Origin of the sequence: Roseofilum halophilum BLCC-M91, from assembly GCF_030068445.1 — a bacterium.
Taxonomy (GTDB): domain Bacteria; phylum Cyanobacteriota; class Cyanobacteriia; order Cyanobacteriales; family Desertifilaceae; genus Roseofilum; species Roseofilum halophilum.
Genome location: NZ_JAQPOK010000135.1, coordinates 1 through 23220 on the forward strand (window position 1 = coordinate 1; position 23220 = coordinate 23220).

Annotated in this window: 29 protein-coding genes; 12 read left to right on the forward strand and 17 right to left on the reverse strand. The window is 47.4% G+C overall.

The annotated features are described in order from the left end of the window. Both PJF56_RS17420 and PJF56_RS17425 read left to right on the forward strand, forming a co-directional pair. Positions 1-207 (forward strand): hypothetical protein (locus tag PJF56_RS17420; protein WP_283763970.1); only part of this gene is annotated, 207 nt, incomplete at its 5' end. A gap of 88 nt (positions 208-295) precedes the next feature. Then, positions 296-1591 carry a polysaccharide deacetylase family protein gene (locus PJF56_RS17425; protein ID WP_283763971.1) on the forward strand — a complete coding sequence of 432 codons (1296 nt, stop codon included), beginning with the start codon at positions 296-298 and terminating at the stop codon, positions 1589-1591. Between the two features lie 66 nt (positions 1592-1657). Here the strand turns inward: PJF56_RS17425 and urtB are convergent, their stop codons facing one another. The 10 genes from urtB to PJF56_RS17475 form a co-directional block, all read right to left on the reverse strand. Continuing rightward, complete coding sequence (gene urtB / locus PJF56_RS17430; protein WP_283763972.1) at positions 1658-2818, reverse strand: urea ABC transporter permease subunit UrtB; 1161 nt, start codon at positions 2816-2818, stop codon at positions 1658-1660. Positions 2819-2909: 91 nt separating this feature from the next. Then, a complete protein-coding gene (gene urtA, locus PJF56_RS17435; RefSeq protein WP_283763973.1) occupies positions 2910-4235 on the reverse strand; it encodes an urea ABC transporter substrate-binding protein in 1326 nt (441 codons plus the stop codon). A 129-nt stretch (positions 4236-4364) separates the two neighbouring features. Continuing rightward, entirely contained in the window at positions 4365-5282 is a 918-nt protein-coding gene (gene thrB, locus PJF56_RS17440; RefSeq protein WP_283763974.1) for a homoserine kinase, read from the reverse strand. A gap of 42 nt (positions 5283-5324) precedes the next feature. Further along, positions 5325-5498, reverse strand: a complete 174-nt coding sequence (locus PJF56_RS17445) for a hypothetical protein (protein ID WP_283763975.1) — start codon at positions 5496-5498, stop codon at positions 5325-5327. 28 nt (positions 5499-5526) lie between these two features. Further along, a complete protein-coding gene (locus tag PJF56_RS17450; protein WP_283763976.1) occupies positions 5527-6753 on the reverse strand; it encodes a methyl-accepting chemotaxis protein in 1227 nt (408 codons plus the stop codon). A gap of 35 nt (positions 6754-6788) precedes the next feature. After that, on the reverse strand, positions 6789-7784 hold the full coding sequence (locus PJF56_RS17455; protein WP_283763977.1) for a GAF domain-containing protein: 996 nt from the start codon (positions 7782-7784) through the stop codon (positions 6789-6791). Positions 7785-7802: 18 nt separating this feature from the next. After that, entirely contained in the window at positions 7803-8609 is an 807-nt protein-coding gene (locus PJF56_RS17460) for a prohibitin family protein (protein WP_347179577.1), read from the reverse strand. A 103-nt stretch (positions 8610-8712) separates the two neighbouring features. Next, a complete protein-coding gene (locus tag PJF56_RS17465; protein ID WP_283763979.1) occupies positions 8713-9528 on the reverse strand; it encodes a PD-(D/E)XK nuclease family protein in 816 nt (271 codons plus the stop codon). A gap of 30 nt (positions 9529-9558) precedes the next feature. After that, positions 9559-10143 (reverse strand): PAP/fibrillin family protein, encoded by a 585-nt coding sequence (locus tag PJF56_RS17470; RefSeq protein ID WP_283763980.1) that lies wholly within the window; start codon positions 10141-10143, stop codon positions 9559-9561. 40 nt (positions 10144-10183) lie between these two features. Further along, positions 10184-10306 (reverse strand): hypothetical protein, encoded by a 123-nt coding sequence (locus tag PJF56_RS17475; RefSeq protein WP_283763981.1) that lies wholly within the window; start codon positions 10304-10306, stop codon positions 10184-10186. Between the two features lie 109 nt (positions 10307-10415). On the opposite strand from PJF56_RS17475, the gene carA reads away from it, so the two are divergent. From carA to PJF56_RS17500, 5 genes are all read left to right on the forward strand, one after another. Further along, positions 10416-11564, forward strand: a complete 1149-nt coding sequence (gene carA, locus PJF56_RS17480; RefSeq protein WP_283763982.1) for a glutamine-hydrolyzing carbamoyl-phosphate synthase small subunit — start codon at positions 10416-10418, stop codon at positions 11562-11564. Positions 11565-11696: 132 nt separating this feature from the next. Further along, positions 11697-12092 carry an STAS domain-containing protein gene (locus PJF56_RS17485; RefSeq protein WP_347179578.1) on the forward strand — a complete coding sequence of 132 codons (396 nt, stop codon included), beginning with the start codon at positions 11697-11699 and terminating at the stop codon, positions 12090-12092. Positions 12093-12165: 73 nt separating this feature from the next. Then, positions 12166-12573: a Mini-ribonuclease 3 gene (locus PJF56_RS17490; protein WP_283763983.1), complete on the forward strand. Its 408-nt coding sequence runs from the start codon at positions 12166-12168 to the stop codon at positions 12571-12573. 76 nt (positions 12574-12649) lie between these two features. Next, on the forward strand, positions 12650-13591 hold the full coding sequence (gene rlmB, locus PJF56_RS17495) for a 23S rRNA (guanosine(2251)-2'-O)-methyltransferase RlmB (RefSeq protein ID WP_283763984.1): 942 nt from the start codon (positions 12650-12652) through the stop codon (positions 13589-13591). A gap of 117 nt (positions 13592-13708) precedes the next feature. Beyond that, entirely contained in the window at positions 13709-13990 is a 282-nt protein-coding gene (locus tag PJF56_RS17500) for a DUF1816 domain-containing protein (protein ID WP_283763985.1), read from the forward strand. A gap of 58 nt (positions 13991-14048) precedes the next feature. On the opposite strand, the gene PJF56_RS17505 is transcribed toward PJF56_RS17500, so the two are convergent. The 3 genes from PJF56_RS17505 to PJF56_RS17515 all read right to left on the reverse strand — a co-directional run bounded on the left by PJF56_RS17505 (position 14049) and on the right by PJF56_RS17515 (position 16043). Then, the gene (locus PJF56_RS17505) at positions 14049-14861 is read right to left on the reverse strand and encodes an alpha/beta fold hydrolase (RefSeq protein ID WP_283763986.1); all 813 of its coding nucleotides are present in this window, start codon (positions 14859-14861) and stop codon (positions 14049-14051) included. Further along, positions 14858-15334: a nitrate reductase associated protein gene (locus PJF56_RS17510; protein ID WP_283763987.1), complete on the reverse strand. Its 477-nt coding sequence runs from the start codon at positions 15332-15334 to the stop codon at positions 14858-14860. The genes PJF56_RS17505 and PJF56_RS17510 overlap by 4 nt, the downstream gene beginning before the upstream one ends. A gap of 148 nt (positions 15335-15482) precedes the next feature. After that, complete coding sequence (locus PJF56_RS17515) at positions 15483-16043, reverse strand: Uma2 family endonuclease (protein WP_347179579.1); 561 nt, start codon at positions 16041-16043, stop codon at positions 15483-15485. Between the two features lie 234 nt (positions 16044-16277). Between PJF56_RS17515 and PJF56_RS17520 the strand changes: the two genes are divergently transcribed. The 3 genes from PJF56_RS17520 (at position 16278) to PJF56_RS17530 (ending at position 18915) form a co-directional block, all read left to right on the forward strand. Further along, entirely contained in the window at positions 16278-17255 is a 978-nt protein-coding gene (locus PJF56_RS17520; RefSeq protein WP_283763989.1) for a GDP-mannose 4,6-dehydratase, read from the forward strand. 97 nt (positions 17256-17352) lie between these two features. Beyond that, a complete protein-coding gene (locus PJF56_RS17525; RefSeq protein ID WP_283763990.1) occupies positions 17353-18468 on the forward strand; it encodes a glycosyltransferase in 1116 nt (371 codons plus the stop codon). A gap of 57 nt (positions 18469-18525) precedes the next feature. Continuing rightward, positions 18526-18915, forward strand: coding sequence for a hypothetical protein (locus tag PJF56_RS17530; protein ID WP_283763991.1), 390 nt, complete (start codon positions 18526-18528; stop codon positions 18913-18915). A gap of 48 nt (positions 18916-18963) precedes the next feature. On the opposite strand, the gene PJF56_RS17535 is transcribed toward PJF56_RS17530, so the two are convergent. From PJF56_RS17535 to PJF56_RS17545, 3 genes are read right to left on the reverse strand one after another with little or no spacing between them, the layout of a single operon-like run. Beyond that, entirely contained in the window at positions 18964-19374 is a 411-nt protein-coding gene (locus PJF56_RS17535; protein ID WP_283763992.1) for a DUF1622 domain-containing protein, read from the reverse strand. Positions 19375-19377: 3 nt separating this feature from the next. Continuing rightward, on the reverse strand, positions 19378-19839 hold the full coding sequence (locus tag PJF56_RS17540; RefSeq protein WP_283763993.1) for a bile acid:sodium symporter family protein: 462 nt from the start codon (positions 19837-19839) through the stop codon (positions 19378-19380). Further along, positions 19832-20398 (reverse strand): chromophore lyase CpcT/CpeT, encoded by a 567-nt coding sequence (locus tag PJF56_RS17545; RefSeq protein ID WP_283763994.1) that lies wholly within the window; start codon positions 20396-20398, stop codon positions 19832-19834. Before PJF56_RS17545 ends, PJF56_RS17540 begins: the two co-directional genes overlap by 8 nt. A 108-nt stretch (positions 20399-20506) precedes the next feature. Between PJF56_RS17545 and PJF56_RS17550 the strand changes: the two genes are divergently transcribed. Both PJF56_RS17550 and PJF56_RS17555 read left to right on the forward strand, forming a co-directional pair. Further along, positions 20507-21061, forward strand: coding sequence for a 3'-5' exonuclease (locus tag PJF56_RS17550; protein ID WP_283763995.1), 555 nt, complete (start codon positions 20507-20509; stop codon positions 21059-21061). Then, positions 21061-22467: an AMP-binding protein gene (locus PJF56_RS17555; protein ID WP_283763996.1), complete on the forward strand. Its 1407-nt coding sequence runs from the start codon at positions 21061-21063 to the stop codon at positions 22465-22467. The genes PJF56_RS17550 and PJF56_RS17555 overlap by 1 nt, the downstream gene beginning before the upstream one ends. Before the next feature lie 10 nt (positions 22468-22477). On the opposite strand, the gene PJF56_RS17560 is transcribed toward PJF56_RS17555, so the two are convergent. Next, a complete protein-coding gene (locus tag PJF56_RS17560; RefSeq protein ID WP_283763997.1) occupies positions 22478-22816 on the reverse strand; it encodes a hypothetical protein in 339 nt (112 codons plus the stop codon). Positions 22817-23220: the final 404 nt, after the last annotated feature.

Consider the following 23220-nt stretch of genomic DNA (forward strand, 5'->3'; position numbering starts at 1 on the left):
GCTTGTTTACTCGCTCAAGTCTGGGAGAGAGAAGGTCAGCCAGACAAAGCCTTAGAGTATTGGCGCAAAACCAAAGAAGATATCGACAAAGATGCTCAGGAGAAACTGAGCAAGCGCTCTAAAGAACAAGATGAGTGTTTAGGTCAAGCCAGATCGAGACTCCAAAGATTGACCAATCACAATCCACACGCAAAAATTGGAACTTGACCGCTAGGAACGGGTGACTGTTAACTGGTATAGTAACCGCCTTGTTTGCCTATTGCCTCTTGCCTTTTCCCTCTTGCCTAGCTAACCCATGACCTATACTGAGAGTCTTGCCCAACCTTCCCTCCTCGACCTCGCTAAGGAAGGTCATCCCCAGGCCATCACCTATTGGATGAATAGCTTACTTGCGCCGCAAGGGGTTTCGGTGCAGGTGAACCAGTCCCCTGATCGCTGGCTCAATGTTCAGGTCAATTTTCACCACCCGAAACGCAAAGATCAATGCTTAAATCTCCAGCAGCGTTTGGTGCGCTTTGTCTGTTATCGCCTGTGGACACTCAACTCAGCTTCTATTCACCAAGTTAGGATTATCGCTAGGCAAGCAGGCGATCGCCGCATCCTCTGGAAGCAAGCTGTGCGAATTACGACTCCTGCCACTCAACAAAGCAGCGTCCTCGCTCTCTCTCCCAGTATTTCTACGCCTGCGCCTTTAACATTCCGACTGATGCGAATATTATTCATCAGTCGCTTAACTGCCGTTAGTGTTATTCTGTCCTGTTGGTGGTTTTACGCGCAACTCATCAATGCCCATTGGATTCATCAAAATCGATTGGCCACCTCTACCCCCATTCCCCTCGATCCTCCGCCTACCATCGCCCCGAGTCCTGAAGCTTCACCGAGTCCGGTTCCCTTACCGCCAAAACTTCAACCCTCTTTCAAAATGGTCGATGTTCCCGAACAGTTTCGTGGCAAAGTGATTAATAAAGCCGAGGCTTTGGCAATGCCCAAAGTTGTGGCATTAACCTTTGATGATGGCCCTTGGCCGAACACCACGGAACAAGTTTTAGACATCCTCAAAGAACATGAGATCAAAGCCACCTTTTTCTTCGTGGGACAGCACATGAAAACCTATCCCAAAATTGCCAAAAAAGTGGCGGATGCGGGCCATGCTCTGGGCAATCATACTGAACATCACTATACCCATACTCTCGATCCGCAAACAGCCGCCCAGGAAATCGAGTCCACCAGCAAACTAATTTTCGAGACCACAGGAATTAAAACCAAGCTGTTCCGCCCCCCAGGAGGCAATCTAGAGAGCGGTTTAGCCGATTATGCTGCATCTAAGGGCTATGGGATTATGATGTGGTCTTCGGACTCCGAGGACTATTATGTGTCTACCCCGGTGTTAATCGATAACGTCTTAAAGAGCGTCACCCCTGGTGGGATTGTACTCTTTCATGATGGGGGAGGCGATCGCCGCAACACCATTGAAGCCCTACCCCAAATTATCACCACCCTCAAAGAACAAGGCTATCGCTTCGTCACCGTTCCCGAACTCTTAGAAATTGAAGCCAAACAAACCCCGTTAAATCAGACAGAAGAAGAATAAACTTCTTGCAGAAGTTAGGAGAATAGGGAACAGGGAGTTCCCCCCATTCCCCCATCTCCCCATTTCCTAAGCATCAACCGTACGCCCTTTTTGCGGGAAAATGCCCGCCGGACGGATTTGCAAAAAGGCAATAATGAAAGCAAACACCATTACCTTCGCCATGCTCGTGGTAGCGAAAAAAGTAAAGAAATCAGCGACGGGTTGAATGGGTGTGGCAACTAAGGCCAGCGTGCCAGAGCCGATCAGATAATTCAATGTGCCGATGGATAGGGCTGCCACTAAACTACCGACTAATTTACCCACACCCCCCACGACAACCACCATAAAGGCATCGACAATATAATTTTGTCCCGTATTCGGCCCCACAGAACCGAGTAAGCTAATGGCACATCCGGCAACTCCCGCTAACCCCGAACCCAGGGCAAAGGTGAGTGCGTCTACTTGGTTGGTGGGAATGCCTAGGCAGGCGCTCATGGTGCGGTTTTGGGTGACGGAGCGGATGCGTAAGCCCCAGGGCGATCGCTGTAAAAAGACGTAAATTCCCACAATGCAAAGCGCCGTCAAGCCCATAATAAAGAGCCGAGCGTAGGGGAGCTGGAAGTTCAGAACAGGAAGCCCCCCCCGTAACCAAGAGGGGGCAGTAACATCCACATTTTGCGCTCCAAACCAGGGTTGAGTGACTGCCAGCTTGAAGATATTACCCAGGATCGCCCCTGTAGTAATGGCAATACCCGCAGAGAGGGGAAAGAGGAGGGAAATGGCCCATTTCCGAATCTGCACAAAATTCGGGCGACGGGATAACAACCACCATCCCCCAAAAAACAGCAGCGCAAATATTCCCAGTCCTGCCACCATTTGCCAACTTACACTACGGACAAATTGCTGTAAAATTAAGCTCACGCCCCAGGTCGCTAACAGGGTTTCTAAGGGTCGGCCATACAAGAAGCGAATCACCCCCCGCTCTAAGATAATTCCCATAATAGCCGCCACTATAAACGCCGCAGGCAAGGCAAAAAAGATATACACTTCAAAAAAAGAATCGCCCATAGCCCTAAAGCCATTTTGCACCACAAACGTGGTATAGGCTCCCAGCATCATCAACTCGCCGTGAGCCATATTAATCACACCCATTAAGCCGAAAATAATCGCTAAACCCAGAGCAGCAATGAGTAAAACTGAGCCAATACTAATCCCGTTAAAAATTCCTTCGAGTAAGAGTTGCACCATCTTCTCCAAATCTAATGAATAAAATGGGTAGGGTGGGCATTGCCCACCCTACTACTGGTTAACAATTATTCATTGTTAATTGTTAATTACCCTAAATCTTATATTTGCCTCCTTTTGCCTTATCTGACCAGTCACAAGCAAAGCCCTTCGTTTCAGCCACAAACTGGTTCCAAGGAAGGGGGGTAACGGCCTCACCCGTTGCATTGACAATTTCAAACATGCCATCGTCGCGGACTTGTCCGATGCGTACCCACTTCGACAAGTGATGGCTATTATTCATCATCACCGGGCCTTCTGGAGCATCAAAGGTTTGACCATAGGCCGCTTCACGAACTGCATCTAAATCATCAGCCGTTCCTGCTGCTTCTACAGCTTGCTTCCAGATATGCACGCCAATATAAGCCGCTTCCATGGGGTCATTGGTGACCCGATCTTCTCCATACTTGGCCTTAAAGTCGCTGACAAATTTCTCATTGGCTGGACTATCCACGGTCATGAAATAATTCCAAGCCGCGTATTGATCCTGGAGATATTCTACGCCGATCGCCTTCACTTCCTCTTCCGCGATACTCACCGACATCACCGGATACTTATCTGGAGTCAGTCCAGCCCCTTGCATCTGCTTAAAGAACGCCACATTACTATCCCCATTCAGGGTATTGTAGATCACCCCACCATCGGGCAGCGCTTGGCGAATCTTAGTAATAATGGGGGTCACTTCCGTATTCCCCAAGGGCAGATAATCTTCTCCCACCGTGGTTCCCCCTTTAGCGGCCAATTGCTCCTTAATAATCGTATTGGCAGTCCGGGGGAACACATAGTCAGAACCGACTAAGAAAAATTCCGTGCCTTTTTCCGCTAACAACCAATCGACCGAAGGCTCAATTTGTTGGTTCGGAGCGGCTCCCGTGTAGAAAATATTCCTTGAGCATTCCTGGCCTTCATATTGCACAGGATACCAAAGCATGTGGTCTTTTTCTTCAAACACGGGTAAAACCGCTTTACGACTGGCGGAAGTCCAACAGCCAAAAATCGCTACCACTTGGTCTTGATCGATCAATTTTCTGGCTTTTTCGGCGAAGGTGGGCCAGTCAGAGGCTCCATCTTCGACGATCGCCTCAATTTGCTTACCTAACACTCCACCCATGGCATTAATGTTATCGAGGGCCAATTGGGTCGATTCCACCACGCTTTTTTCACTAATGGCCATGGTTCCGCTCAAGGAGTGCAAAATACCGACTTTAATCGTATCTCCCGCCGCTCCAGTGGTACTGTTGCTTTGGGCCACGGGTGAAGTTCCATCGCTATTTTCAGTGCTTGTATCTGGTGGCCCTCCACAGGCTTTGAGTAAAAGACTTGTGCCTACGGCCGCAGAACCATAGACCAGAAACTTACGCCGACCAATACGATGCGCCATACTGTATACACTCCTCTTGCCTGAGTTAAGAAAAAGTTAAGTCATTTGCCAGAAGATTTATTTTAATCTAGTGATAGAGTTTTTATGTGGTCTAGACTACAGAACTTTGTCATCATCTTCAGCACTGCTTTAGCCTTCCTCAAGGGTTGTCCCCTTGCGATCGAGCATGAGCGATAAAGCATCCACATGGATACCGTGAGTTTTCCAACTTTCTACCATCGCTGTACCCACATCAGTCCCTCGATCTGCCTGGACGAAAGCAATCAACGTGGGCCCTGCGCCACTAATGGCTACACCCAGAGCGCCTGCATTGATGGCAGCTTCTTTGACCTCATCGTAGCCAGGAATTAGGGTTTTACGATAGGGTTGATGAATTCGGTCTTCCATGCCCCGTTTCAACCATTCTGCGTTACCGGTTTCCAGGCCGCGCACTAATAGGCCGAGATGACTGATATTAAATATGGCATCTTGGCGATCGTACCTACTGGGCAGGATCTTGCGTGCGTCTGCGGTGGATAACTCAAAATTAGGAATCGCAACCACCGGAATAATACGCTCGTGCCAAGGAATATCGCAGATTAACCAACCGCTTTCGTCTTTTGTGGCTAAATGGCATCCCCCCAAGAGAGCGGGAACCACATTATCTGGAAATCCCTCTAAGGCGATCGCCAATTCCATCACTTCCATTTGGTTTAAGGGATTCCCAGCCCAATGGTTGGCCGCCATCAATCCCGCTACAATTGCGGTGGCTGAACTCCCTAACCCCCGCGTCAGAGGGATTTCCATATCAATCTCAATTTTCACCCCTGGGGTTTTTTTTCCCAAGCGATCGTACAACCGCTTAAAGGATTGATAGGCTAAGTTATCCGCCTCTGTAGTCAGGTGAGCCACATCAATGCCCTTGATGTCAATGTCTAGAGAACCCTTATCCGGTAGGGGGGAAAAGCGAAATTCGTTATACAATGTTAGGGCTGCACCCATACAATCAAAGCCAGGGCCTAAGTTGGCTGCGCTCGCCGGAGTCCTGACCGTCACTACCTCCACCATATCTGATTACTCCTTTTAAGATCATCGATTGTCCATCCTCCATTAAACCAAACGATTTAATTTTTGGGCCGTTTCATTAAGCTGCTGGGTTCCCTCCTTGGTTTGGCGAATATGGGTAGCAGTTTGTTGAATTCCCCCATTAATTTCCGTCATGGCGCTCATGATTTGGGCAATTCCATTGGCTTGTTCGCGAGCATTTAAGGAAATTTGTTGCACATTAATTGAAATTTCATTAATAGCCGAACTAATCAAATCGACGGCATGAGTGCCTGATTCTGTCGATTTTAGCGTTGCACTGGCCGATCGCTGAATATCTGCGATTAAATGACTGATTTTTTTGTGCCGATGAGCGACTATCATCGGCTAACTTACGAATTTCTTTAGCAATCACCGAAAATCCCCTGCCCTGTTCTCCAGCATGGACGGCTTCCACCGATGCATTTAGGGCTAACATATTGGTCTGAGCGGCTAAGTCTGCCAATAGATTGGTAATTCCATAGATTTGATCGAGTTGTTGAATCAGGACTTGCACTTGTTCCGAGATTTGATTAGAGGTAACTTTTAAGGAAACTTGGCTATTGGCAGCCGCAGACTCGGTGCTTTGCTGCCATTCTCCTAGGGCTAAGGCTAAGACTTGACGAACTGAGGCAGCCGCCGATTCTGCTTGTGTTGCCGATTGTTGAGCCGAGGTTTTGAGTTGTTCAATGGTGGTTGTGGTTTCATTAACGGCGATCGCCTGTTCGGATGAGCTTTGATCCTGTTGTTCCATCGCATCAGCGATTTGGGTGGCAGATGTGGCTAGAACTAAAGCTTCGTCATTTAAACGACTTAATAAAAATGAAATAATCAGATAACCCAGGATCATTGAAACAACAATTGAAATTAAAGTGACCATCCAAATTAATGCCGGAATTTTTTGGAGAGCCAAATCTTGTTCTTGTTTTTTTTCAAGATAAATTTCCTGCTCTTTACTCCTAAAATTCTGTAAACTTTCTAGGTCACTATTTAATCTTAAATTGGTAATTGACGACCCCCATTGTTCTCTTGCTGCATCGATATTATTGATTTCAATTAAATTCACTAAAGAACGATAAAAATCGACTTGTTCTTCAAGAAAATCTAAATATTCATCAACTAGACTGGCATCAAAGCGATCGTCTTGATTGACCAACTGTCTATAGTCTTGAAATTGAGATTCAAGAGTTCTAAACTCATCAAGAACTCGGGAGCGATTTTGTGGATTTGGATTAAGGATAAAATATCGCATATGAACTTGCATATTTCTCAGAGCATAGCCCATATTATCCCCCTGGTTTGAAATTGAACTAAACAGTTCTAAGTTTTCAATGATTTGAGAAGCAGAATTGACCTGATTATTCAAAAAGACACTCGATCCTAAAAACAAAAAAATTGGAAAAGAGTAGCCTAAAATAATCAGCCATCTAACGCGCAAGTTAATAGAATTAGGCATAAAAAAACCTTTAACAATGTATTAAATCCGGTAATTTAGCATGGCTGTACCACGCCAATGAGTACCCCTTTACCGTACAGTTTTGTCCGTTCTGCATACAGATCGATCTCAATCAGTTTACCATCGCTACATCTACCTTTACCATGATGGATTAACTGCTTGAGATCGCCCTGAAAACAATCTTGAATTTGGTTAAACACAGCACGCTTACTTTCGGCTGCCATTAAATCCAGAAATGAATCCAAACCCACCAATTCTGCAAACCGATACCCAAATAAATGGGCTAATTGGCGATTGGCATATAAAAACTTACTTCGCTCCGTGAGAATATATAATCCTAAGTTCGCTAAGGAGTCCTCTTGATTCGAGGATTCTTTCTGAGAGGCTTCTTCTGAAGCGATCGCCTGTTTCGAGGAGCGCGGGTCAACTTTCTGGTATTCTACATACAGCCGCACATTATCCAACACCACTCCCATTTGTTCGCCCGTTTTTTCCATTAAGCGAGCTGCCTCTGGGGTAAAATAACCGGGTTCAGAATGCATCAGGGTTAAAATGCCTAAGAGGGTTTGACGGCGGAAAATGGGCACGCCTAACGCTGAACGCACCACATAGGGTTCATCCGCAAGAGTTAACCATCGATCGTCGGTTTTTGTATCGGTAATTAAACCCACTTGCCGATGATAATTCACCCAACCCGCTAATCCTTGATCCAACACTTGCCCAATGATCGCCTCTTTTTGATCGCGAATGGTTGCCCCCCGTGCTAAGACACTGGCAACCACAGCTCCTTTTTGATCGAGGAAAAATAAGCTTCCTTCTTCCGCTTGAGTAAAGCGAATGGCAATTTTCAAGGTTTGCTGTAACACCGATCGCAGCATCAGCGAACCGGTGGAAGTCCGCATTAAGTTAGTAAACGTGCGGAGTAGTTCGTTTTGAGCTTCAAAGGCTTTTTGATCTTGTTTGAGATCTCGGATCTCTTCGTGTAAACGATCCAGTTCTGGGGTTAGGCTCTCATCTGGGCGATCGCTCATTCTTGTTTCATCCTTCAATTAAGGGGTATTCGCCGGTGCTGGAGGAGTCAAGGTTTCCGGCGATATATTAATAAAGGGTAGCGCACCTTGACCCCCCATTACCGTCGGAAAACGACCGTCCCATTTTTCAATCGCTAGTTTTTGTAGCAAAATTGGGGTTAAGGTTTGCCGTTGCAGGCGTTGAGCTTCTGCTTGTCCTTTGGCGCGGTTGATGTCTGCTTGGGCTACCTTTTCGGCTTTCAAGGCTTCAAATTCTGCCCGTTTTGCTTCTTGTTCGGCAATTTGTTTGGCTTCAATGGCTTTGGCAAATTCGGGAGAAAACGTCACATTAACCAGAGAAACATCATCGATTAAAATACCATAGGATGTAATTCTTTCTTTAAGTTGTTTGTCGATTTCCTGTTTTAAGTCCGTGCGTCGAGTAATAATTTCTTCGGCGTTTTTCTTCGCTGTTGCTGATTTCACGACTTCCGAAACCGAGGGCGTAATAATCCGAATCAGAATTTGCTCGCGATCGCCAATTTGTTGAAATACCTTATTTACCCTGGCTGGATCGATATGCCAATTAATAGCAATTTCCATTTTCACATCTTGTAAATCACGGGAAGAGGCTTCCGCATTCACATCATTTTTCTGTACCCTAACGCTCAAATTTTCGACCGTAGTCATCACGGGAATAATCGGATGGATTCCTTCGTCTAATATGCTATCCTGGACTTTGCCAAATTTCATTAATACTCCCCGTTCCCCTGCATTCACAATCACGAAGGGACGGAAAATCAGAGCAACAAACAGAAGAAAAAATACCCCCAATACTGGAATCATCAATTGGGGATTGGTCAATTGGGAATTGGAGGGAAAATTATTGGGTGATTTCATGATTAGAGAGAGCGCGTTACGTGCGGGTAAGGGGTAGAGAGAAAAGCGATTAAATCGGTAATTCGGGAATACTTTCGAGAGAAGGAAGAGACCATAAAGCGGAATCGGGAGTCACCTCTGCTACTTTATGACTAGACAGGCGATCACATCGACGAGCAAACGGACATCGACTACATTCAGAAGAAGTGACCGCTACTTGAGGAAAATTACTACCCTGGGCATAGTCTAGTAACCCTTGACTGAGTTGGTGCAAGAGTTGACTTAATTCCGTTTTTGTCTGTTGATGTTGCTCGCTATCATACCTGAACTCTAGAGAAGTCGCTCGATTGTGTAACGAAGGTTTACCTTTAACAAACCAGTAGGTTAGGGAGATTTGTTCCGGAAGATAGTCGCTGGTTTCGGCTAACACAAAGGGATAAAGGCGAGTTTGCCAATTTTGTTTCAGGCGATCGCTCTTTGGGGGTTGCAGATAGGTTTTCCAATCAATAATTTGCGCTTGGTGCGATCGGGCAATGAACAAATCATAAATTACTGTCAGCCAATAGCTCTCAAACACCATGGTGCGTTGATGTTCACTTTCCCGAAAGTCATCCCCATCGACAAACAATCCCGGATGAGCCGTCATTAACCGTTCTAAACCCTGTTTAAATTGGCGATCGCTCTGTAAAACCCCTTCAATGGGTAACCCTAATTCTCGCTGTTGCATCAATAAATGGAACTGACTGCCCCACTCCGATCGCTCCTGTTGTTCCACAGGAACCACATAGGGAATTTTCTCCAAAAAGATATGCTGAAATTTACGCCCACAGCTACTCAAGGTATTTAAATGACCTTGAGAGAGGCGTAAGTTAAACGGATTCATCATTTTTATTCCCCACGATCAGCCCATAGCGCTCTAACATCGAGCCAACACAAACACACTATTTTTATTGCCTCGATTAATCCGTAAATCTCGATCTAAATAAGTAATATCTAACCAACCCTTTTGATTCTCCTCGCTAATGGGAAAATCCAGCGGCCAAAATGTTGTCCCCTGTTCAATTTGGGTAATCAGTTGGGAGGGAGATTGATAGCCCAAAATCCGTTGTAGTCCCAAAATCCCCCGATTAAAGCGCACATCCACCCGCCGCTCATTGACCACAGAAAAACGGGCCTTAACACTCACCAGGCCTTCCAAATAGGGCAAGCCATCGAGTTCCCCAATATTATAAACTGCCTGCTCGTCAGCCCGAATGCATTGATAAATCTGACCCAACTTAAACAGGGGAATGCGGTCAATATTCAACAATTCGGCACTGGTGGTATAGAGCAAGCGCCAGTCCCCAGCGAGCAGTTCGGGGACTTCCGTTGGGCGCGGGTTCGGGTTGCGATCTTCCAATTGAGTCACAAAGGACAAAATCGCCTGCTTTTCGGACTCAGAAGCCAAGATGCCTCGATTCGTACCGGCGATCGCCTCTAATAAACTATCTTTGCCAATCATCAAAATTTTGGGTCTGAAACCCCGCCCGAAAAGGACGGCTTCACTTTTCTAGGCTACCACAATCACACATTGAAAAATAATGGGGCCCATCGGCAACTTCAACGGGCGATCGCTCACAGGCAACCATGGAGACGACTATGCCAAATACAATCAAGCATTTCACCAGGGATTACCCTTTCTGAGTATCCATTAGCGAAAACAATCTAAAAATACCATGGCTTCCTTTTTCCCTGTGCGATAATAACCAGCGTTCTTAATCCTGCTTGATGCCTATGCCACTCAACAAAGATGCTCAACCCGCCCTCCTCGTCCTTGCTGATGGCACAGCCTATCGCGGTTGGTCTTTCGGTGCAACGGGAACCACCCTCGGAGAAGTTGTGTTCAATACGGGAATGACAGGCTATCAAGAAGTCCTTACCGATCCCAGCTACTGCGGCCAAATTGTAACCTTTACTTATCCCGAACTGGGCAACACTGGGGTTAACTTAGACGACGAAGAATCCGATCGCCCCTACGTCAAAGGTGCGATCGCCCGCAACATTTGCACCATTCCCAGTAATTGGCGCTCCACCGAATCCCTCCCCGACTATCTCAAACGACATAATATCATCGGTATTTACGGCATCGATACCCGCGCCCTAACCCGCAAAATCAGGGGGTTTGGAGCCATGAATGGGGCCATTTCCACCGAAATCCTTGATGAAGATCAACTGCTCGAACAAGTCAAACAAGCCCCCAATATGAACGGCTTAAACCTGGTTCGGGAAGTGACCACCGCCTCGACCTACGAATGGTCAGAAGCCACCTCAGAAGTCTGGGAATTCAACCCCAAAGACGGGAAAACCAATCCCCCAACCTATACCGTGGTGGCGATCGATTTTGGAGTCAAACGGAATATTCTGCGGCGGTTAGCCAGCTATGGTTGCCGGGTGATCGTGGTTCCTGCTAACACTCCAGCCGCAGAAATCCTCAGCCATAACCCCGATGGTATTTTCCTCTCCAACGGGCCAGGAGACCCTTCCGCCGTCACCGAAGGCGTAGCCACTGCGAAAGAACTGATCGCGGCCGGAAAACCCATGTTTGGTATCTGTATGGGTCACCAAATCCTGGGACTCTCCCTCGGAGCGCAAACCTATAAACTCAAATTCGGTCACCGAGGCCTGAATCAACCGGCTGGACTGTCCCAAAAAGTCGAGATTACCAGTCAAAACCATGGCTTTGCCATTAGTGGAGACTCCCTCGATCCCCAAGTGGAAGTCACCCACCTGAACTTAAATGACAAAACCATCGCCGGACTGCGCCACAAAGAACTGCCCATTTTCTCCGTTCAGTATCACCCAGAAGCCAGTCCTGGCCCCCATGATGCCGATTATCTGTTTGAAAACTTTATCAAAGCCATGGAAAGCGCCCGCGCCGCTTAACCTCTAGGAGGATGGACTGGGTTAGAGGTCTGGTACAACAGAGAGCAAAAATGTTAATCTAGATCTCCAACCATCCAATCCTGATGGTCTGTTCATGGGGTTCAACCCTGAAAAGTTCAACGTTGATTTGATCTGAAATCAAAGGAGGGTAGAATTAAGCCTGAACCACTCACCCTGACCGTTAGTTTAAGAGGCACACGGGAGGTCAGGGATAATGCACAAATTTTTCGCCTCACGGGTTTACTAGATGCGTTTTCTGAACCCACGTTTCGTAAAACCATCGGCTCTTACATCGATCAAGGGCCGAAACATATTATTCTAGACCTATCGAAGATTGATTTTGTTGATAGTTCTGGGTTAGGAGCTTTAGTCCAACTGGTGAAAAAAGCCACTAAAGATACAGAAGGAAGTCTACAAGTGATTGCCAATGCCCGTGTATTGCAAACAGTGAAACTGGTTCGCCTAGAAAAGTTCCTCTCGGTGTGTGAGAACATCGACCAAGCCCTCGAAAATCTGAAGAAGTCATGACCACGATGGGTCACCAAGCTATCCAGTCCTTCTACTGGATAGCTTCCTCTTGGAGTTGTTGCTGGGGGAGTCCGTGGTACTCGATCCGCGATCGCTAGTTCCTGATGCGATCGATCAGCACGATCTGCAACGGTTATCGCCAGCGGCCTTAGCCTATGTGGGGGATGCCGTGTATGAACTGTACATGCGAACCTATTACCTGATGCCTCCCAAGCGATCGCAACTCCATCATCAAGCGGTTGTCCAACAGGTTCGCGCCGAACAACAAGCTGAACATCTACAAACCTTAATCCCCTACTTAAATTCTCAAGAGCTAGAAATGGTTAGACGGGGACGCAATAGCGTCCATCGTCCCCCCCGACGCTTAGACCCGCAAATTTATCAACAAGCCACGAGCCTAGAAACCCTCATTGGCTATCTCTATTTAAGCGATCCCTCTCGATTGCATCAGTTATTCGAGACGCTTAACCTCGATGAATAACCAGAAATGTGTCCTGTTCGACAGACAGGGCGAATACCAATCCGGCAAACTACATCCTTAAGATACGATTAATCCTATGGCAGCATCCCATAAACCCCGTCCTCAAAGGAACTCTGAGGGTAAACGTTTTTCGCGCCCCCAAGTCAAAGGGAAATCTAAACCCATTATCAAGTCTCGCCCATCTCCGGCTAAAACTTCCCTGGAGTCCCCGAAAGAAGAGTCAAAAGAGCGATCGCCAGAAGGGGTGGAAGACTCTAACCCCGATTTAATTTATGGACTCCATCCGGTATTGGCCGTACTCAAAGGGGAACGGCATATTAATCGCATCTGGATTACGGCGAAAATGAGGTATGATGCCCGCTTTCATACCCTTATCAACCAGGCGAAGGCCAACGGAACCGTCATTGATGAGGTGGACTATCGACGACTCGACCAAATCACAGATCGGGCGAGTCATCAAGGGGTGGCCGTTCAGGTGGCTCCTTATCAATATATGGAGTTCTCAGACCTGATCCAAAGGGCTAAAGAACAAACCCCCAATCCTGTCTTAGTTATTGCTGATGGAATTACTGATCCCCATAACCTAGGGGCAATGATTCGCACGGCTGAAGCGGTGGGATCGCAGGGACTCGTGATCCCCCAACGGCGAGCGGTGGGAATCACGTCTACTGTGGTCAAAGTGGCAGCCGGATCTTTAGAATCTTTTCCGGTTTCTAGGGTTGTCAATTTGGCTCGGGCCTTGGAAGAATTGAAAGCATCAGGCTTTTGGATTTATGGAACCGTCGCTGAATCAGGAGAATCCCTCCATCAAGTCAAGTTTTCTGGAGCGATCGCCCTCGTCATTGGTTCAGAAGGCAGTGGTTTAAACTTACTGACCCAACGCCATTGTGATTTTCTCATCTCGATTCCTCTCCAAGGCAATACCCCCAGTCTCAATGCTTCTGTAGCCACTGGCATGAGCCTTTATGAGATTTACAGACAACGGTGGAATGCTCCCTTGGAAATTTCTAGGCACTAGAGCAATTGCCAAAATAAATTCCACAATGTATAACAAAATGTAAAGAAACTTAACTATCGCTCAATAGCGTCCGCTCAACTGTATCGTCCATCGGCAGAGTCAATAGGCAGGCTAGTAATGAATAATCTCAAAGACTTGTTAGTAAACACCCAAAACTTCCTTGGTTTCGCCTACTGGATTGAAATCAAAACCGAAATCCCCGCTTGTACCTACTACTTCGGCCCCTTCCAGAGCCAAGAAGAAGCCCAACAAGCTCAACAAGGCTACGAAGACGATCTCAAGGCTGAAGCGGCCCAAGGCATCAGTAGCGTGATTAAACAATGTAAACCTAACTCCCTGACTATCTATGAAGACTTGGGGGAGATTAATGGGCAGCAGACTCCTGCCTATAGTGGTTAAAAGGAATAGGCACTCTTGCAATAGAGTCAACCCGGTTGACCCATTACCAGCCAAAGTCCTAAAGTTCCTGAGAGTCTAACCAATGGTCGATATCGGCTAATACCTGGCCAGGAATTTCCCAAGGAAATAAATGGGCGGTTTCCGGATAACAGTGCCATTGGCTTTTGGGTAGAGCTTGCGCTGTTTCCCAACTAGAATCGGCGGTAATATGACAATCTTGGGCCCCTGCTAATACTAAAGCGGGGGATGGGATCTGATCGAGAGCGTCTCGGCGATCGTAACCTTGTCTTAGGGCCCGATTTAGGGCACGGTTGGCTGCCCCAGAGGTGGAGAGATAGGCCCTTGTGCCCTCCTGAGCGAGATAGCGATAGGCTTGGGGGGTATGTCGGCAGATCAGATAGCGAAAGAGCGATCGCCTGCCAAATTGCTCCATATTCCACTGCCATCCCGGTTTAATCCCATTCAATAGGGCTGCTATCCCCGTATACAGATAATCCACCCAACTCACGGGCGGATGATTTCCACGGGGCCTCGCTGCCGCAGCAACCAAAATTAACCCCTTCACCCGTTGCGGATGCCTCAGAGCCAATTCTAGGGCGAGAATGCCCCCCAAAGACCATCCCAAGAGCAAAAACGGGCCAATCTCTAAGCGCTCCAATAATGCCTCTAGATCGGTCAAATGATCGACTAATTCAAACTCCCCTCGCACCTGGGAACGACCATAGCCGCGCAAATCTGGGGTTAACGTCCAAAACCGTCTAGAGAGGCGATCGGTAAACACGGACATGGAGCCACCCGTACCCGGATGGCCATGTAAACACAGCACCGGTAACCCCTCCCCCTTCAACTCCACAAACAACTCCTGGCTCATGGCAAAATCTGAAACTCCCTCAATGCGGGGACAAAATTATGATTTTCATGACTCGGACGACTGAGTTTAATTAAGGCAAAACGCTGGGCTGGAGTCAGTTGTGCCCATTGCTCCAGGGTCAAATCAACTTCCACACTCTCAGCCTTCTCCAGCACAACCGTGGGTATAACTGTTGCATCCATCCAAGGGGGAGTAGGATCAATATCGAGATCCTTGGGAAATCCTCCCGTTTTCGCCAATACCAACTCTCGCAACCGTTGCCGATAGGTTTGCTGTTCTTCCAGAGTCTCACAAGGTAAAGCCATCAGCCCTTCCCTCTCCTCGACAGTCAATTGATGCCAATGGGTTAACTTCAGTTTCACGCCACAAGTATCCAATTTCATCCGTACTTGCATGGGAATACACCGCAGGTCTTGCACAAAATCAGCTTCAAACTTGAAGAAGGATAGATTTGTGTCCTGATTATCGCTCATGAGGGATCGGTTGATGAGGTTTTCTACAGAGTGTAGCAACGAATGGGGTTACAGGATCAACTCTCAGCCCCATAGGAAAACTCATGAAGATCAAAACCTCGATCAAATCAGCATTATTCCCTATTCCCTAGCGCGCAGCGCTATAGATTCACACCATTTTCAACCAGCTAAAGACTTGATTTACCGTTAGAGTCAGGTTGATATCCCTGAGAACCGGAAGAACGACATCGCCTTGACAGATAACAGGCTGTTGCTGAGGCATTAAACATAAGATACTGAGATCGTCTGGATCGATAAACCAGCCCAGATTGCTGCCCTGATTTAAACAATAGAGAATATTGCTTAATACCTTATTGGGACGCTGTTCAGGGGAAAGAATCTCAACGATCCAATCTGGGGGAATATTAAAGTTATCGGGAACTTCACCCTCGGAGGTAAAGGGTATACGATCCCAGCGAAAAACCGATACATCAGGCACAATAGATCGCGTGCCAAAACTACATCTTAATTCTGGGAAAGCGTAAGCAATTTTTCCCTCTTCTGAAACTTGATTAATCGTAGCGCAGAGTTTTCCCTGCAAACGGCTGTGTCTACCTTTAGGCATCGGCTTCTGAACAATTTCCCCATTAATATACTCATTCGCTGGTTTAGTTTCTGGTTGCTGCAAAAATTGTGGCAGTGTCAGGGTTGGGGTAAGGAGTTCTGCCATATTGACGACTGGAACAAGTGAGTTTTCAGCTTCTATTGTAGCAAAGTTTCGAGCTGCGATCGCCTGCTTCACTGGATTTAGGCGCTTGTATAGGTTCTTCGAGTCATTCTACATTCATGGCGTTGGCTTTCCAGGTGAGATCGAACTAAATCGCCTAAAATGGGGACAATTCCGGGTTGAAGCACCCAGAGATGATTTAACATAAAAACATAAACCCAATTCATCAACTATCCTATGACCCAAACAGCAATCATTACAGGAGTTACAGGTCAAGACGGTTATTATTTGAGTCAGCTACTCTTAGGCAAAGGATATCATGTGGTCGGATTAGTCTCTCCTCAACGACAAAAAAGTGTGTCTAAACTGGGAGAGTTAGCGGAACAGATCGAGATTTATCCTGTGGAGTTAACCAATAGTGAAGCTCTGATTGAAATGGTTGAAGCCAAGCATCCAGACGAAATTTATAATTTAGCGGCTCCTAGTTTTGTCCCGGCTTCTTGGAACGATCCGTTAGGTACGTTAGACTTGGTGACGGGAACTGCAACTCGCTTATTGGATGCCGTGCGAAAAGCTAATTTAAGTACCCGATTTTATCAGGCCAGCAGTTCGGAAATGTTTGGGGATGTGCGCTGTTCTCCCCAGGATGAGGAAACCCCATTTCGACCCAAAAATCCCTATGCAGCCGCTAAACTTCATGCCCATTGGACAATGGTTCATCACCGAGAACGGTATGGTTTATTTGCCTGTAGCGGAATTTTATATAATCATGAATCGCCTCGCCGACCCAGAAATTTTGTTACCCGTAAAGTGTCTTTAGCGGCTGCTTCGATTAAGTTGGGTTTGAGAGAAAATTTAGAGATGGGAAGTTTAGAAGCGAAACGGGATTGGGGCTATGCGGGGGATCATGTGGAGGCGATGTGGCGAATGTTGCAAGCTGATGAGCCGGAAGAGTATGTGATTGGTACGGGAAAACTCCATAGTGTAAAGGATTTGGTGGCTACGGCGTTTGCTTGTGTAGAGTTAAATTGGGAAGATCATGTAACGATTAATCCGAAGTTTTTACGCCAAGATGAGCATTTTCAATTGGTAGCGAATCCGACCAAGGCGAAGACGAAATTGGGGTGGAATCCACAAGTGAGTTTTGGGCAATTAATGGAAAAAATGGTACACCAGGATTTAGAGTTGTTAGAACGTGGGGAGATAGGGGGATAGGGAGATGGGGGGACACGGGGACACGGGGACACGGGGACACGGAGATCGCCAATTACCAATTACCAATTACCAATTACCAATTACCAATTACCCAACCATGGATATATTTGTGTTTTTGGAAATCTTTAGCTTGGAAGGGGGTATCCAATCCTATGTTAAAGATATTCTTAGGAGTTATGTTGAATTGTCTAGTGAACACCCGGATCGACGGGCTGAAGTTTATCTGTTGCGAGATGAAGCGGGATGCGATAATCCCTTTGAGGGTAAACCGGGTCTGAAGTTTTATTACTTTAAAAAAGAACAAGCTTGGTTGGGTCGCACCCATTTAGCGAGTATGCTGTTTTTACGCTTGCTGCAAAAACGACCCCATCGGGTGTTTTGTGGCCATGTGTACTTAGCACCGTTGGTACAAATATTATGTCAGCCTTTGGGGATTCCCTATACGGTTTTGACCTATGGTAAGGAAGCTTGGGAGCCTTTAGCGCCTAAATATCGCAATGCGCTCCAGCAAGCTGAATGGATTTGGACAATTAGCCGCTATAGTCGGGATCGGACGAGTGCGAATAATAACCTCGATCGCCAGAAATTTGAGTTACTCCCTTGTGCGATCGATGGGAATGGGTTTATTCCAGGGCCGAAAAACGCGGAGTTACTGAAAACTTACGAGCTAGAGAATGCTAAGGTGCTGATGACGGTGGCTCGGTTGTGGAGTGGGGATATTTATAAGGGGGTGGATGTGACGATCCGAGCGCTGCCGAAAATTGCCCAGGCTATCCCAGATGTGAAGTATTTGGTGATTGGCCGGGGAGACGATCGCCCCCGGTTGGAGAAATTGGCCCAAGATCTGGGGGTGAGCGATCGCGTCATATTTGCTGGTTTTGTCCCCAATGAGGCCTTGGTGGATCATTATCGTCTGGCGGATGCTTATATTATGCCGTCCCAAGAAGGGTTTGGGATTGTATATCTTGAAGCCATGGCCTGTGGTGTGCCTGTGTTATCGGGCGATAATGATGGTTCTGCCGATCCCCTGCAAGATGGGCGGTTGGGCTGGCAAGTGCCCTACCGAGACCCGGAAGCAGTAGCCAAAGCCTGTATGGAAATTTTCCAAGGAAGCGATCGCCGTTGTAACAGTTCCTGGTTACGGGAACAAGCTCTCTCTGGGTTTGGAAAACCGGCCTTTACCCAACGGTTAGCTCAACTTCTCCATGACTGACAATTGGGCAACTAAGCCATTATCCTAGAAGAGGACAGACCCCAGAAGGAGGCGATCGTGAACTTAGACGGCTGGAAAAAACTTCAGATTAACCTATCCGGTATTGGCTTTTGGTTAGCCATTTTTGGGGGAGTTTGGCTGTTAGGATCGGTGGGTTTGGGCTGGATCGTCCATTCAATTCTGATTCTAATTGTTTTGTTGGCGATCGCCCCTGTTATTCTCCTGATTGGTGTGCGTTGGTGGTTGCAACGAAACCTAATTGAGTCTTCGTGTCCCGTATGTCAAACTTCATTCCCGGCTTTAAATAATACTCAAGTTCGCTGTCCCGGTTGCGGGGAACCCTTACGAGTGTCCTCTGGCAAGTTTACCCGACTAACTCCCGATGGCACAATTGACGTAGAGGCGATCGATGTATCTGTACAGCAAATCGACGACCGAGGAAGTTAGGACTTAAACCTGGCAGCGTCAAGCCCTAGAACTCTTTCCTGGCTGGCTCTAATCTTCAGAGGTTAACTGGGCTGGCTCATTGAGTTTCTCTCGTAATTGCACCTGTTCCGCTAATTCCTGATTCAAGAAATAATTGAGGAAAGTACGGATGATGGCGATCGCCCCCAATTTTCCCAGACTTTCCCAACTCGGTGCCACCGTTGTCGCCAAAATATCCGCCCCTAACTGAAATTCCAGCGCCAACGCTAACCAAGACCCCAATTTAATCCGCAACAACACAAAAGGGGTCTCTGTATCCCCGTGAGCCATTAGCCTAATTTGAGGTATCAGTTTTATGGCTAATCGCAGGGTTTGCACCAAACCAAGGAGAATACAAAAGACTGCAATGATCTCAAAGGCCAGTTGAACGATCTCAATCAAGCCACCAAAGGCTTCTTCAACATGATCTATCCATTCCATGGTTCAGGTTTGTGTTTTTTGTTCTTGTTTGGCCAGTTTCTTCTGATAAAGATTCGAGTAAATCGCCCCAGCTAAGGAAGAGAATAACGCATAGGTGGCGATCGCCCCTAAGATCCCCGGATCGGTAAAGTTAGCTGTCGCAATAGCCAAGGCAAGTCCCGCATTACGAGTGCTATTCGCCACCGCAATGGTCAGACGACTTTCGGGTTCGGGCCCGCCCAGGAAATGACCAATCAGCAAACATGAAGTAGCAAACAAGACCGCCCCCAGAACCGGCAGCACCCCTGCGGTCAGCACTTTCGGCAAAGCAACTGCCAGAATGACAACTAACATTCCTAGGAGCAAAAAGCTACCGATTTTAAAAACGGGTTGCTCTAAGTCCTCCGCTAGACCGGGTAGCCACTCGTGAAAGGCTAAACCCACCGCAATGGGCAGAAATTGAGCCTCCGCCACCTGCTTAAACACCGTATACCTTCTGGAAAATATAGGGCCCTAAAATAGCGCCCCAGAGAGATTGACCCGTTTCTCGATCGACTCCGCGATCGTAGCTTTTAAACTGATTTGAAGTCACTTCAAAGCCGAGTACCACTTGTCGCGTTTTGCCCTCATATTCAAATGTACAGATAGCATCCGTGGGAGGTTGTGCAATAAAGGTTTGCTTCTGTTGCCTAACCGTTAGTATACAACCTGGCAATGGAATTAAATCTGATGGGGATAAGGCCTCAAGCTGGGTGGGGTGGCTTCCTGCTCCCTGAAACTGTCCCGGATCTTTTAACTGTCGATATTCCACTTGCCATTCTTGAGGCAATGGTGTACACCGTAAGATCATCACCCGTTGACGATAGGGTTGATTTAGGTTAACTTTGGGTGCTTGTTCGGCAAATAGGGCAAAACACCCGTCAATTAAAAAGGGTAACGGTTGATGCCAGAGGCGCAAATGCACATACCATGCTGGTTGATCTAAGGCTTGTTTCCGATTTTCCCATGTCCCCGATAAATAATCTGCCAGTTGACTTAAAGACATTTTGCCTGTTGAGTGACTTGAGATCCCGACATGCTTTATCATACAGGAGCGGTAAGTGCGATCGCTCTCTGGGGCTATTTTCGAGACGAGCTTTAACGAAGATTTCTTATGCCTAAACTCGATCAAATTGTTGTTATTGATATTGAAGCCACCTGCTGGCGCAAGCGATCGCCACCCGGTGAACACCATGAGATTATTGAAGTGGGGATTGCTACGGTGGATGTCAGCTTATGCCAACCCTTAGAAAAGGACAGTATTCTAGTAAAGCCGACGCTTTCAACCGTGAGTGAGTTTTGTACTGAACTGACTACATTAACTCAAGAGCAAGTGGATACTGGTGTGAGCTTTCGGCAAGCGTGCGATCGCCTGCGCAAAGATTATCATACCCCTAAGCGCATTTGGGCCAGTTATGGCAACTACGATCGCACTCAGTTTGAGAAACAATGTCAATTGATGCAAGTGCCCTATCCCTTTAGCACTCGACATATTAATATTAAAACTCTGTTGGCAGTTCTCTACGGTTTACCGCAAGAGGTAGGGATGGCACAAGCCTTAGAATTTCTCAATCTTCCCCCGATCGGAACCCACCATCGAGGGGTGGATGATGCCTGGAATATTGCCCATATTCTGGCCCATTTGATGAAAGCATATAGGCACGAATGATGGATCGGGCGATCATCGCTGATTTAGTCAAATCCTTTGATCTGGTTTGTCCCCAAGGCGATCGCCTTTATCCCCTATTCTGGGACAAGTATCAGCATCTGCGCCACTATGCCACACCCCCCAGACTGCTGCTGAATGAGTCTGAACCGGTTCCCTTTCTAGCAGGTTTTTTTGCTGCTGTTGCCACCCAAACCCCAGTTTTTCTCGGTAACCCCCAGTGGAAAACCGCAGAATGGCAACAAGTCTGGCAACAGGTACAACCCCAACTGGTTTGGGGAACTGTTCCCTGTTCTGCGGTGGAAGCATCGCCCCCTCCTCCCTTTCCTGGTACGGTGATGATTGCGACAGGCGGATCGTCCGGTAAAATTCGCTTTGCCATGCATACCTGGGAAACCCTCAGCGCTTCGGTTGCCGGATTTTCCAGCTATTTTAATGGTGCAGAATGTAGGATTTTTGATCCCCCTCAATCCCCCTTAAAAAGAGGGACTGATAAATCCGATCCCATTCACTGCTGTTGCACCCTTCCCCTCTATCATGTCAGTGGACTGATGCAAGTGATGCGAACTTTGCTCACAGGGGGAACTCTAGCCCTTTTGCCTTATCTGTCTCTCACCGGTTCCCTACCGTTTAATCCCGAAAATTACTTTCTTTCCCTGGTTCCCACCCAACTCAAGCGTCTGTTATCCCAGTCTTGTCCTAGTTTATGCCAATTTCGGGCGGTGCTGTTGGGAGGTGCGCCCGCTTGGCCGGAGTTGCTGCAACAGGCAAAACAGGCTAAAATCCCCGTGGCGCTCACCTATGGGATGACGGAAACCGCGTCCCAAGTGGCAACCCTGAAGCCCGATCGCTTTTTTGCTGGGAATATGAGTTCTGGGCAACCCCTACCCCATGCTCAGATTACCATTGAAGATGACCAGGGCAACCAGTTACCGGCGCTGCAACCGGGACGAGTGGCGATCGCCTCTAGCTCCCTAGCTTTAGGCTATTTTCCCCATCCGTTTGCTGGCGATCGCCCCTTCCGGACGGACGATATAGGTTATTTTGATGACCAACATTACCTGTATATTCTTGGTCGTCACAGTCAGACGATTATCACCGGAGGCGAAAAAGTCTTGCCCCAGGAAGTAGAAGCCGTAATCCTCGCAACGCAATGGGTACAGGATGTAGCTGTTATTGGAGTCCCCGATCCAGACTGGGGAGAACGGGTAATAGCGGTGTATGTGCCCAAGGATGAGCGAGTCACTTCAGATACTTTAGAAGAGTCCCTCAAAGAAGCGATCGCCCCCCGTTTGAGCCGCTATAAGCAACCGAAAACCTGGGTAGAAGTCAAACAACTGCCCAGATCCCCCCAAGGCAAACTCAATCAAGCCGCCTTGCGCGACCTGATAGCGCGACCCAAAAACTAATAATTGTTAACTATTCATGAACAGGCGCTTGGGAATACTCTTGGGTATAGACTTGCTGCCACAAATACTTCACATAAGATTTAGTGGCAGGTAGCAGTTGACCTTGAGTCGCTAAATCGGTAGCAGTGCGGTCTAAAATCCGCAAATCAATCGGACTGAGCCGTTTCCGTCGGTTGGTCGAAGATAGAAGCCAAACCAGTTTGTACATCGTGCCAGGATCTCTGGTCAAATTCGGATTTGACCACGCTAAGGCCAACGTACTCTGGGGATCGCGAGCATATAACCTCTCTGTCCGATCCCAGTATCCTCGCTGACGGAGTTGCTGGTAAAACGATTGTTCAATTGTCATAGGGCAATTCCCTTCTAGCAACCCCCTGTGGCAACTTGACCAGGGGTATTTATAGATGATCTTAACAATTTATTAATATTTTAGCAAAAAAATCTCCAACGAATTCTTGCCACATCTGTCAATATGATGTTAATCACACTAGACTGCGACCTAGATCCCTCCGATCGATTCAATCCATAGGAATCCGATGCCACTTTTCCGACGGTGGGGGGGTGTGGAAAATGGGTTTAACGATTAAATGGCTCTATCCCTTATCCAGTATAGGTTGTAGCGATTTGAGTTTCAGAAGGCGCGTCGGCCCATACAGGGCAAGGGTTTCAGGGATTTGGGGTTGTGTTTTCCCCAGCCCTCTGCTATGATTAGGGGTGAGCGTCGGAAATGCACCTGGAAAACTAAATACGGCA